Origin of the sequence: Miniphocaeibacter halophilus, from assembly GCF_016458825.1 — a bacterium.
Taxonomy (GTDB): Bacteria; Bacillota; Clostridia; order Tissierellales; family Peptoniphilaceae; genus Miniphocaeibacter; species Miniphocaeibacter halophilus.
Genome location: NZ_CP066744.1, coordinates 155154 through 167891, shown reverse-complemented (window position 1 = coordinate 167891; position 12738 = coordinate 155154). Strand labels below are relative to the sequence as shown.

At 27.5% G+C, this 12738-nt stretch carries 13 protein-coding genes; 12 read left to right on the top strand and 1 reads right to left on the bottom strand.

The features are described from left to right. Nucleotides 1-61 precede the first annotated feature (61 nt). On the bottom strand, nt 62-1546 hold the full coding sequence (locus JFY71_RS00825) for a carbon starvation CstA family protein (protein WP_243661156.1): 1485 nt from the start codon (nt 1544-1546) through the stop codon (nt 62-64). A gap of 191 nt (nt 1547-1737) precedes the next feature. Between JFY71_RS00825 and JFY71_RS00820 the strand changes: the two genes are divergently transcribed. The 12 genes from JFY71_RS00820 (at nt 1738) to citF (ending at nt 12700) form a co-directional block, all read left to right on the top strand. Beyond that, nucleotides 1738-2181 carry a hypothetical protein gene (locus tag JFY71_RS00820; RefSeq protein WP_243661155.1) on the top strand — a complete coding sequence of 148 codons (444 nt, stop codon included), beginning with the start codon at nt 1738-1740 and terminating at the stop codon, nt 2179-2181. 65 nt (nt 2182-2246) lie between these two features. Beyond that, nucleotides 2247-2708: an 8-oxo-dGTP diphosphatase gene (locus JFY71_RS00815; RefSeq protein ID WP_243661154.1), complete on the top strand. Its 462-nt coding sequence runs from the start codon at nt 2247-2249 to the stop codon at nt 2706-2708. Nucleotides 2709-2728: 20 nt separating this feature from the next. Continuing rightward, nucleotides 2729-3463, top strand: coding sequence for an NAD-dependent protein deacylase (locus JFY71_RS00810; protein ID WP_243661153.1), 735 nt, complete (start codon nt 2729-2731; stop codon nt 3461-3463). A 161-nt stretch (nt 3464-3624) separates the two neighbouring features. Then, complete coding sequence (locus JFY71_RS00805) at nt 3625-4629, top strand: methionine ABC transporter ATP-binding protein (protein WP_243661152.1); 1005 nt, start codon at nt 3625-3627, stop codon at nt 4627-4629. Further along, nucleotides 4629-5285, top strand: coding sequence for a methionine ABC transporter permease (locus tag JFY71_RS00800; protein WP_243661151.1), 657 nt, complete (start codon nt 4629-4631; stop codon nt 5283-5285). Before JFY71_RS00805 ends, JFY71_RS00800 begins: the two co-directional genes overlap by 1 nt. Before the next feature lie 10 nt (nt 5286-5295). Beyond that, on the top strand, nt 5296-6141 hold the full coding sequence (locus JFY71_RS00795; protein WP_243661150.1) for a MetQ/NlpA family ABC transporter substrate-binding protein: 846 nt from the start codon (nt 5296-5298) through the stop codon (nt 6139-6141). Between the two features lie 759 nt (nt 6142-6900). Further along, nucleotides 6901-7845 carry an AEC family transporter gene (locus JFY71_RS00790; RefSeq protein WP_243661149.1) on the top strand — a complete coding sequence of 315 codons (945 nt, stop codon included), beginning with the start codon at nt 6901-6903 and terminating at the stop codon, nt 7843-7845. Nucleotides 7846-7852: 7 nt separating this feature from the next. Continuing rightward, the gene (locus JFY71_RS00785) at nt 7853-8845 is read left to right on the top strand and encodes a nucleotidyl transferase family protein (RefSeq protein ID WP_243661148.1); all 993 of its coding nucleotides are present in this window, start codon (nt 7853-7855) and stop codon (nt 8843-8845) included. After that, entirely contained in the window at nt 8835-10130 is a 1296-nt protein-coding gene (gene citX, locus JFY71_RS00780) for a citrate lyase holo-[acyl-carrier protein] synthase (protein WP_243661147.1), read from the top strand. The genes JFY71_RS00785 and citX overlap by 11 nt, the downstream gene beginning before the upstream one ends. After that, a complete protein-coding gene (citD, locus tag JFY71_RS00775; protein WP_243661146.1) occupies nt 10087-10350 on the top strand; it encodes a citrate lyase acyl carrier protein in 264 nt (87 codons plus the stop codon). The genes citX and citD overlap by 44 nt, the downstream gene beginning before the upstream one ends. Continuing rightward, nucleotides 10347-11207 carry an HpcH/HpaI aldolase/citrate lyase family protein gene (locus tag JFY71_RS00770; RefSeq protein ID WP_243661145.1) on the top strand — a complete coding sequence of 287 codons (861 nt, stop codon included), beginning with the start codon at nt 10347-10349 and terminating at the stop codon, nt 11205-11207. Before citD ends, JFY71_RS00770 begins: the two co-directional genes overlap by 4 nt. Next, nucleotides 11207-12700 carry a citrate lyase subunit alpha gene (citF, locus tag JFY71_RS00765; protein WP_243661144.1) on the top strand — a complete coding sequence of 498 codons (1494 nt, stop codon included), beginning with the start codon at nt 11207-11209 and terminating at the stop codon, nt 12698-12700. The genes JFY71_RS00770 and citF overlap by 1 nt, the downstream gene beginning before the upstream one ends. Nucleotides 12701-12738 lie beyond the last annotated feature (38 nt).

Sequence of the window (12738 nt, the reverse complement as noted above, 5' to 3'; positions counted from 1 at the left end):
CTAGAAAGTATTTTTTCAAAAACAAAAATAAAGCTAGGGGAATAATCCCTTAGCTTTATTTTTAAATTTTATCTAATTTAATTATTTCATCTTTTCTTTTTGAAGTAATTTTTAATACTAATATATAGAAAAGAACTACAAAAACTGCTCCTAAAATATAGGATATTGTATAACTTTGAGGATCTAAACCTAAACGACTTTCTAAACCAAAACCAATAGGTTCATGGAATATATAGGAAGCAACTATAAAGGTATAGTAAAATCCTGGAATCATGGAAATCCAATAATTCTTTCCATGGGCTTTTAAATATACTGTAATTAATGCTAGGGCAAAAACAGCTACAAATTGATTTGTAAATCCAAAATATCTCCATAATAAGTTAAATCCGTCAGCATTTGATTTTGCAAAGAAAAGAATTGCAATAGCCGGTACAAATATAATTAAGGAAAGAACAACTCTTTTTACAGCGGATTTTTGGTCAATATTAAATTGCTCAGCTATCATTAACCTTAAGGATCTAAAGGCTGTATCACCAGAAGTAATAGGTAGTACTATAACCCCAGCTATAGCAAAAAGACCACCAACTGTTCCCATAAATTCCCTTGAAATAATTCCTACCATTTCTGTAGCACCGGTTGATACGTCAGTACCGGAGTTAAATAAAATCATTGCTCCAGCTGCCCATACCATAGCAATAAGGCCTTCTCCTATCATCATATTATAGAATACTCCACGGCCTTCTTTCTCATGTTTTACAGTTCTTGAAATTAACGTTGCTTGAGAACCATGAAAACCGGACATAATACCACAGGCAACAGTTATAAAGAATACAGGTATGAATTTTTGACCTGTTGGATGTTTTGCAAAAAGCAAGCCAGTATTTGTAAGATTGTGTAAATTTGCACCACCATCTCTTATAATACCTATGAATACTCCAATGGCAGATATAATTAAAACTGCACCAAATAAAGGATATACCCTACCGATTATCTTATCAATTGGGAAAATTGTAGAAATAATATAATAAAATAAAATTGCGGCATAAACAATCCAAATAACATTTGAATTAATATCCATGTGAAGAATATCGTTAACTATTAAGTCCCCTGGTGTATAAATAAATACTACACCTGTAAGTAACATTAATAGCCAAATAACAATATTATAGACTTTATTCATAGTATTTCCCATGTATTTTGAAACTAATTTAGGTACCTGTGCTCCATTGTTTCTCATAGAGATCATACCAACAAAATAATCATGTAAGGCTCCTGCTAAAACACATCCAATAGGAATGGTTATAAAAGCAACAGGACCAAATAAAATACCTTGAATAGGACCTAGTATTGGGCCGGTACCTGCAATATTAAGTAATTCAATAAGTTTATTTTTCCAACTTTTCATAGGTACATAGTCTACCCCGTCGTAGCTTTTAACTGCCGGTGTTTCCCTGTCATCTGGACCAAAAACCCTTTCACAGAACTTTCCGTAGAAATATCCTCCCACTATTAATAGAAACATTCCTAAAATAAATAAAAAAAACATAAAAAACCTCCTTTTTTGTTATTGGTAAAAAACTACCAACTTTTATTCTAACATTATTGATAAAATTAATAGATGATATTTATCAATATATAATATATTAAACTATTTTATAATAAATATAAATGTTTTTTACTTGAATTATGTATGTAAATTGTAATATGATATATATTATATGTTAACAAGGAGAGGTTATGGATTTACATAAAAAGAGGAAATTTTCTGTTTTTCTACAGATGCTAACAACAATTTTACTTTTCTATATTCTATATAAATTTGCAAAGAAAGAAATAAGTTTAATTTATTTAATAATTGGTGTATTAATTTTTTTAGCATCAATGTTTTATAGATTTAGAATTTTAACAAAAAATTTCTATGTACAAAGATTTAGAAAAACCAAAGTATTGGAATTTTTATCAAAAACGTTGCCTATTTTTGCTTTTTTTGCAATATTGTATATTCCGGACATATATGGAATAAATGCAATTATTGGAGCTATAATGTTTAATAGTAGTTTAATAATAGATGAAAGATATACTAAATATTATACTCAAGAAGAATATGATGAATATATGAAAAACAAGAAGAAGAAAAACAACAAAAAAAAGACAAAAAGTAAGAATGAAAGTGGGAAATAAATAATCCACTTTCATTTTTATTAAATAGTAGTCTTGAAAATATTAAGGATAAGTAGAGGAAATATATGGAAGTAATATTAATGAATATGTGTATGATACATGATTTAAAAGATGATAAAGTTTTAGTTTTAGATAAGGTAAAAAAAGAGGGTTGGGAAGGCTTAACTTTTCCCGGAGGTCATGTAGAAAAGAAGGAAAGCTTAGTTAATTCCTGTATTAGGGAAGTAAAAGAAGAAACTAATTTGGATATTGAAAATATTAAATTAAAAGGAATATTCCAATGGTATATGTTAGATTGTAATAAAAGATTAATTGGTTTGTTATATTATACAAATTCATATTATGGTAATTTAATTACCAATAACAGGGAAGGAAATCTATCATGGATGGAATTGGAAACATTTTTAAGAAAAGATAACAAGTCCGACTCTATGGATGAAATTATGAAAATATATATGGGAAAATATAAAGAGATAATATGTTATTATAAAGATGAGAAGCTAAATAATATTGACTATATTAAATAATCCTAATTAGGAGGGATACTATGAACAATATAGAGAGATTAAAGGAAGCTGTTAAAAAAAGTAATAATATTGTATTTTTTGGAGGAGCTGGAGTTTCGACAGCATCAGGTATACCGGACTTTCGTTCTGCAACTGGTCTTTATAACCAAAAAAATGATTCTAATTTTAGTCCAGAGTATATGCTTAGCCATGAGTTTTTTGCAAATCACCCTAAAGATTTTATGAAATATGTTAAGGAAAATCTAATTTATGAAGATGCTAAGCCAAATGCTGCCCATATTGGTCTTGCTAAATTAGAAAAAATGGGTAAATTAAAAGGAGTTGTTACACAAAACATAGATTCATTACATCAAATGGCAGGTAGTGAAAATGTAGTTGAAATTCATGGAAACTTAAGGGATTTTTACTGTACAAATTGTGGACATGAATATAGCTTAGAAGAAGTTAAAAATAATAATTATAGTATTGAGTGTAGTGCATGTAAAAATGGTATTGTAAGACCGGATGTAGTTTTATATGGTGAAAGTTTAAAGGAAAGAAATATTATAAATGCTATAAAATTAATAGGTGAAGCGGAAATACTTATAGTAGGGGGGACTTCCTTAAAGGTGTATCCTGCAGCTAGTTTTATTCAGTATTATAAAGGTAATAATCTAGTTTTAATAAATAAAGAAAAAACCGACTACGACCATATAGCTGACTATGTATATTATGATGATGTAGGAAATATAATTTCCTATTTAGCCGATATCTAGTTATTTGAAATTAATATAGCTAAAATACTGTATTTAATTGACATACAATAGGCTAAAAGATATACTTTTAATATACTTTATTACAAAAAAGTTTTAAATTTTTTTGTAAAGAATTAATTAATTCCTCTCAAAAGAGAGGTTTTTTATATAGTGGAGGTTTTATGATAGAAGTAAAAAACCTTGTAAAGGAATTTAAAGTTGGCTCTAATGTATTTAAAGCCGTTAACGATGTTTCTTTTACAGTAAATCAAGGTGAAATATTTGGAATTATTGGTTTAAGTGGTGCTGGAAAATCTACTTTAGTAAGATGTTTAAATAGGTTAGAAGAACCTACATCAGGTACTATTAAAATAGATGGTAAGATAATTACATCATTAAACCAAAAAGAATTATTGGAAGAAAGAAAAGATATTGGAATGATTTTTCAATCCTTTAATCTTTTTGATCAAAAAACCGTTTATAAAAATATAGCCTATCCCTTGGAATTATTAAAAATGCCCAAGGATAAAATAGAAGATAGAGTTAATGAACTATTGGAGTTTGTTGACTTAATGGATAAGAAAAACTCCTATCCAGCAGAGATTTCAGGAGGACAAAAACAAAGGGTAGCTATTGCTAGAGCAATTGCAACAGAGCCAAAACTACTTTTAAGTGATGAAGGAACATCTGCCCTTGACCCTGCAAATACAAAACAAATATTGGAATTACTTAAAAAAGTAGTTAAAGAACTGAATATGACAATTGTTATGATTACTCATCAAATGGAAGTAGCTAAAGATATTTGTGATAGAATTGCCGTTATGGAAAATGGAAAAATAATAGAGGAAAATACAGTAGAGGAACTTTTTAGAAATCCTAGGCATAAAAGAACTTTATCATTTATTGAAAATCTTAAAGAGTCAGATGATGAATTTTTATGGAATCCAGAGGATTTTAAAGGAAAACTCATTAGAATAACCTATGATGACAACACATCTAAAGAACCTATTCTTAGTGATATTGTTAAGAAGTTTGACTCTTCTATAAATTTAATACAGGGAAAAATCAACAAAGTAACAGATAAATCCATAGGCTATATGATAGTAGAAGTAATTGGGGATTACCAGGAATTAGGTAGAATTTTAGACTATCTGGAAGAAAAGAATATAAAGGCGGAGGTGCTATAATGACTTATGAACAAGTTTGGGAAGTAGTAGCGCCGGCAACTTTAGAAACTTTGTATATGGTTTTTGTTTCTTCAATAATAGCTGTAATACTAGGTTTACCATTAGCTGTTATTTTAGTAGTTACAAGGGAAGATGGAATATCTCCATCTAGCTATATCTATAATTTTTTAAGTACGGTTATTAATATTTTTAGATCCATTCCCTTTGCGATTTTAATAATGATACTATTGGGATTATCCAGAATTATTGTAGGAAAGGTAATAGGTCCAACGGCCTTTATTGTTCCATTGACAGTAGCCTCTATTCCTTTTGTTGCAAGATTAATGGAAGGTTATTTTTTAGACATGGATAAAGGACTAATAGAAGCAGCTAAGGCTATGGGGTCAACTAATTCTCAAATAATTTTAAAAGTTATGATTCCGGAAACCATGCCTATGATAATTAACGGTATTGTAATGACCATTATAAATATAATAGGATATTCTGCAATGGCCGGCTTTATAGGTGGTGGAGGGTTAGGAGCAGTAGCCTTAACCTATGGACATCAAAGGTCAATAACAATTCTACTATGGGTACCGGTAATTTTACTTGTAATAATAGTGCAGATTGTACAAATAATAGGTAATTACTTAAATAGAAAAATAAATAAAAAATAGGGGGTAAAAAATGAAGAAAAAAATATTAGCAATTTTGTTAGCAGTTTCAATGTTAGTAGTTGTTGGCTGTAGTTCTAAGGACAAGGAAAATGGCACTACAGAAACAACAGGTGCAGCAACAACTAGTGAAGAGAAGTTAGAAAAAATCAAAGTAGGTGCAACAGCAACACCTCATGGAGAAATATTGGAAGCGTTAAAAGAGGATTTTAAGGCTGAAGGATTAGAAGTTGAGGTAGTAGATTTTGATGATTATGTAATGCCAAACATTGCCTTAGACAGTGGCGATATTGATGCCAACTTCTTTCAACATAAACAATATTTAGAACAAGAAAATGACGAAAAAGGCTATGATTTTGTAGTTGCAGGAGAAATACATGTTGAGCCAATGGGATTTTATTCTACCAAGTATAAATCGTTAGATGAATTACCTGAAGGTGCAGAAATATTAATCCCAGATGATCCTACAAATGGTGGAAGAGCTTTATTACTATTAGAAAAAAATGGACTTATAAAACTGGATGACAGCACTAATTTAAGCGCTACAAAAGAAAATGTTGCTGAAAATCCTAAAAACTTAAAATTTACAGCCTTACAAGCAGTAAACATCCCAAGTGCTTATGTTGATGTTGATGGAGCCGTAATTAATTCCAATTATGCATTAACAGTGGATTTAAATCCATTAAAAGATAGTATTGTAACAGAAGGTAATGACTCACCTTATGTTAATATAGTTGCAGTAAAATCTGAAAATAAGGATAATGAAAATATTAAGAAACTTGTAAAGGTAATGACTTCAGAAAAATGTAAAAAATTCATAGAAGAAAAATATGAAGGAGCTGTAGTTCCTGCATTTTAAGGAAAAAAGAAATCAGTTTTTTGATTATATAATCTATAGTGTTGATGGAAATAAATCCGTTAGCACTATTTTTTATTGTAATAAAAGAAAGCTCCAAATGTAGTAAGAAAACTAGTCTAGCTATAATATGTATAAGAGTAATTTTTCATATACAAAATAGAATTATAATTATTATACAGTATTTATTTCAACATATAGAGGATAGGTAACGCATATAAAGATTAATATTATGTTGAAAATTATTAAGGCAATTATATAGTTATAAAGAAGTTGATATAATAGGAGTCGAATCATATAAATAATATATATATTTGTTGAAAAATACAAGTAAAACTGGGTGTCTGAAACTTTATGAGAAATTTAAGAAGGAAAGTAGTTAATGATATTTGCTAAATATGCAAGTTTAAGATATAAATATGGAAATAGAAAATTTTGGAGTAAAGGGTTTTATATAACTATGATAGAAGAAAGAGAAAAGTAATAGTAAATTGTATAAAAATCACTTAAAAAAGTTATAGTAATGGATAAATTAATCTTGAAAAACAGATAAGTCTTTTCTGTAAAAAAACAAGAATTAAGTATTAATAAAATAATTGTTTAATGGGACTGCTAGAGAAGAAAATACAATTAGCATTGAACAAATCACTTGTTTTACGAATAGTTATAATTATAAAACATTAAACTTTAAGAATATATAGTTTTGCGATATGATAATGGTAGGGTGTAAATATAAAATATATTGTAAAGGAATATTAAAATATGAGTTTATTTATTGAAATAATTAAAGTAATTTTTCCTACTTTTTTTCTAATAGGTTTAGGGTTTTTAGCAGGCAAGTATAATGTAATGTCAAAAAGTTTCGTAGATGAAGGAAATCGTTTAGTTTTTAATGTTTTCATGCCTCTATATATGTTAACTAGTATAGTTAATTCGAAATCCTTAAAAAACATTAATTTATATGTACTTTTATACGTAATAATATTTTATATTTTTGTTTTTGTAATAGCCATGTATTTATTAAATAGAACTAGGAGAAGCAGAGGTGTAAAAGCTACTATGCTTCAAGGAATTGTAAGACCAAATATGTTGCTTTTAGGAATAGCCTTAGCAACTAATTACTACGGTAAAAACATAGATATAAGTCCACTAATATTACTAATAGCATTTCTAGGACCAATTACCAATATTTTTGCAGTGTTAGGATTTGAAATTTATGCCAGTGTAGGAAAAATAAAATTTTCTAAAATAGTTATAAATATTATAAAAAATCCGTTGATTCTAGGTGCAATTCTAGGCTTGATAATTAATGTTTGTAAAATACCAATTTCTCCAATAATATTGGAACCGTTAACGGACTTAGGGTCCTTAACTACACCTTTAGGACTAATGTTTATTGGTGCAGGATTAATTTTGAAAAAGGATAGAACCATGTTAACAAATGTTTATCTTACTTGTTTAGGAAGAAATTTACTAATTCCGATATTTGGAGTTTTTATTGCGGTTCTTCTAGGATTTAGAGGAATGGATTTATTTGCAATAGTAATTTCCATGTCAGCACCGGCTGCGGTTTCAAGTTATGTTTTAGCTGTAAACTATACTGGTGAATCACAGTTAGCATCGAGAATAATAATGTATACTACTATTTTTAGTGTATTTACATTAGTAGTTGAATTTTATTTATTAACTTTAAAAAAATTGTTGTAGGTGTAATATGGTTATAGAAAAATTAGATATTAATTTAAATTATAATTTAAAAAAACTAGAGAATTTTTTAAGTAAGCAGGAGTTACGACTAGATAAAATAGATTCCGTTTATGTAGTTTATGATGAAGTTGGAGAAATTATTGCATCAACTGGTAAATATAGAAATATTATAAAGTTAATTGCAGTGGATAATAGATATAGAAATAGAAATATTACAAATATGACTATTTCAAAAATAATAGAAGAACTTTTCTTAGAAGGATATAGTAATTATTTTATTTTTACAATTAAAAAAAACGTAGATTTGTTTAATGATTTTGGATTTAAAATAGTTTCAGATACTGGAGAAGTTGTATTATTACATAGAGGTAAAAACGATATTTATGAAAGACTAAATAAATATGAAGATGTAAAGAAAAAAATTGAAAAATTTATAGTTGGAACAATTGTAATGAATGCAAATCCATTTACTAAGGGACATGAATTTTTAGTGAAAAAAGCTTTAGAAGATGTGGAAAAACTACTTATTTTTGTAGTTGAGGAAAATGATTCATTCTTTTCATTTAATGACAGATTAACTATGACAAAAAATGCTTTAAAGAATTATGAAAATATATTTATTTTACCATCAACTGAATATGTTATTTCTAATAGTACTTTCCCAACATATTTTATTAAGGACATATCAAAAATACATAAAGAATATGCGAAATTAGATATTTTGATATTTAAACAATATTTTATTCCGTATTTTAACATACAGAAACGTTTTATAGGAAAAGAAAAATTAGATAAGAGTACTGAAATATATAACAATGTTATGCAAGAATTATTAAAAGATATTGTTGAAGTTAAGGAAGTAGAGAGAAAAGAAATTAATGGAGAAATAATTTCAGCATCAAGTGTAAGAAAATATTACAAGGAAGGAAATTTTAGGAAAATAAAAAAAATAGTACCAGAAAGTACTTATAAATTCTTAAAAGATAAGTATGAAAAATAGTAGTTTAATAATTTTAAATGACAGAGAAAAAAGATGGAATAATTTTAATAAATTAATAAATTCAAGTAATAGAAAATCCTGGATTATTATCAGAGCTAATATTCCAGGAAATAATAAAACTTCATATTTGTCTAATTATTTATGTTATCAAGGTTTTAAAAAAATAATTGAAAATATAACAATAAAGGAAATTTATTATTATTTTGGCGAGGATGGTTTAAATATTTACTTTAGTACAAATGAAGATAGTTTATCTTTAAAGAAAAAAACCATCTTAATTGAAGAACAAGAAATAGGTAGGTTCATTGATGTAGATGTGATAGACAATGGTGGAATAATTTCTAGAACTGATTTAAACTATGAAAGAAGAAAATGTTATATTTGTGATAACGATGCAATAATATGTGTAAAAAAAAGAAAACATAGTGTAGACGAATTAATCAAATTTATTGAAGATAGCACTACAGAATTTATTTTCAAAGATAGTAAATATATATTTAAGAATATCTTTGAATTGGCTTGTATTATCGAACTATCAAGAACTTTTAGTTATGGTTGTGTGAATGTAATTGGCAATGGAAGTCATAGCGATATGGATTTAATAAGTTTTTTTAAATCCATAAAGTTATTAGGTTCTTATTATATTAAGGATCAATTTAATAATATAAAAAATTTTAAAGATTTAAGAAATTTAGGAAAAGAAATAGAAAAAGAGTTGTTTAAAATCACAAAGGGTATTAATACTTACAAAGGTTTAAATTTTTTAGTATTATTTGTTAGTTATGCTTTTTTTAATAATTATTCAATTAATGATTACTCTAAGATAATTAAAAAACTAGCAGATAATATATATGATGATTTTAATTCTAATCTAAATACAAACGGATATAGAATAAATGAAAAGTATAATATAAAGGGTATTAGAGAAATCCCTTATACAGGATTTGAAATAGTTGAAAATATATTTTGTCCTTATTTGAAAAATTTTAAAAATATACAAGAACTTAATTTAATAATTATGAAATATATTAATGACACCACTACAATTAACAGATGTGGAATAGATCAATATTATATATTTAAAAATTTAGTTTCAGAAGTAATAAATAAAAAGTTATCTAAAGAAGAGTTGGATAGATATTGCTTAGATAAAAATATAAGCACAGGAGGTGCTGCAGATATAATAATTATAACAATAATGTATTTTCTAATATATGTTTATGAGGAGGAAGGTGAGATAAGTGAAATTAATAAGAAATGGAACTTGTGGAAGTTTACAGTCTAATGATTGTTTAGTAAAAGTTAGTAAAAATAGCAGTAATGAAAATAAGATAATTATAGAAAGTATAGTAAAGGAAGAATTTGGAGAAGAGATTCAAGAAGTTATAGTAAACAAATTAAATGAATTAGATATTGAATCATGTATTGTAGAGATTGAAGATAAAGGAGCTTTGAATTTCACCATATCTGCTCGGGTAGAAACTGCGATAAGGAGAGCAATATGAGTAATAGAACATTTTTATTTATGCCTGGAAATAACCCTTCAATGATATTGAATTCGGATGTACTGGGATCTGATGTAGTTATTTTGGATTTAGAGGATTCTGTATCGTTAGATGAAAAAGATTCAGCGAGAATTTTAGTTAGAGAAGCTTTAAAATCTTTGCCTTTTATTAATTCGAAAGTTACTGTTAGGATTAATCCAACAGATAGTCCATATTGGAGAAAGGATTTAGAAGAAATAATACCAATGAATCCTTATGGAATAGTTATACCTAAAGCAAATAAAAAATCTATAATATGGATAGAAAAGGAAATTAATAACATTTCAAAATTTAATACTGAAAATAATATATATTTTTATCTTTTAATTGAAAAGCCTTCAGATTTAATTCACATTAAGGAAATTGTTGAATCTTCAAACAGGATAAAAGGTATATTGTTAGGAGCAGAGGATTATTGTAGTTATATGGGGATAAAGAGGACTAAAGATTCTAAAGAAATTGAGTATGCAAGATTTGTAATTGCAACTACTGCAAAAGCCTATAATCTAGAATGTGTAGATACTCCATTTACAGATGTTGATGATTTAGATGGACTTAAAGTAGATACAGAGTTTGCAAAGGCAGTAGGATTTTCAGGAAAGTTGTCAATTAATCCTAAACATATTGATTTAATCAATGAAATATTTAGTCCAAGTCTTGAAGAAATTGAATATGCAAAAGCTATAGTTGAAGCAGATAAAAATGCAAAAGAAAAGGGAATTGGTGTATTCAGTTTTAATGGTAAAATGGTTGATTTACCAGTAGTGAGAAGGGCAGAAATGATTATTGATTCTGCAAAAAAATGGAGCTTATTATAATGAGTAAAGAAATAAAAGAATATGGGAAAGAATTTACTGGTGCTTTTAAAAACGTAAAGTACAAAGACTATAAATTTAAAAAGAACAATAAAAAACCGGTATTTTTAGAGAGTATCTCCCAATTTAAAAATTTGTTAAATTTAAAAGATGGAATGACTTTCAGTTTTCATCATCATTTAAGAAATGGTGATTATGTTCTAAATATGATTATGGAGTATATACATAGTTTAAAAATCAAAGATATAACAATAGCATCTTCTTCATTTTTCCCTTGTCATGAAACCATAATAAAAATGATGGAAGATGGAACTGTAAAGACTTTACACGGTGATTATTTTTCAGGTCCAGTAGCAGAAGCTGTAAGCAAAGGAAAATGTAAACAGCCAGTAGTAATAACTACTCATGGTGGTAGGCCGAGAGAAATAATGGAAAATGAATTACCTATTGATATTGCTTTTATTGCGACGCCATCAGTAGACAAGGATGGAAATGGAACTGGTTCACAAGGACCTTCAAATTGTGGGGTTTTAGGCTATGCTATAGCAGATTCAATAATGGCTAAAAAAGTAGTTTTAATTACTGATAATATTGTAAGTGAAATTAATCAAAAAGAAATAGAGTTTTATAATGTCGATTATGTTTTAAAAGTAGATAAAATAGGTGATCCTAAAGGAATTGTCAGTGGGACAACACAAATTACTAAAGACCCAGTTGGTATAAAAATTGCTCAGAAATGTGCTAAAGTAATTGAAAATTCAGGATATTATAAAGAAGGATTTAATTTTCAAACAGGTGCTGGAGGAGTTTCTTTAGCTGTAGCAAAAGAATTAAAAGAAATCATGAAAAGAACTGGAGTTAAGGGTGGATTTGCTTCAGGAGGAATAACTGATTATTTAGTAGAAATGTTAGAAGAGGGATATTTTAAAAAACTTTATGATGTACAATGCTTTACTGTTGGTGCGACTGAATCTATCGTTAAAAATAAAAATCATATTAAAATGACAGCCAATGAATATGCAAATATAAATAACAAGAATAATATCGCAAACAAATTGGATTTTGTAATATTAGGTGCTTCTGAAGTGGACTTGAATTTTAATGTTAATGTAACAACTGGTTCAGATGGTGTCATTATTGGTGGTTCTGGGGGACATGCTGATACAGCGGCAGGTGCAAAGGTTTCAATTATTGTAAGTAAGTTGGTAAATTCTAGAAGGTCTGTTATCGTAGATAGAGTAAGAACGATCTCTACGCCAGGAGAAACAATAGATATAATTGTTACAGATAGAGGTATAGCAATTAATCCAAAAAGAACAGATCTTATAGAAAATCTTTCCAAAATAAAAAGCCTAGATATTGTGAATATTGAAGAACTTTATAGAAGAGCTATTAATTTAACAGGAAAACCTAAAAAAAGAAAGATCAGTGATGAAGTCGTGGCAATAAGCAAGTATAGGGATGGAACAATTTTAGATTTAATTTATAAAGTATGATTTTAACACTTAGGTGTTTAAATAAAAATTTATAAAAA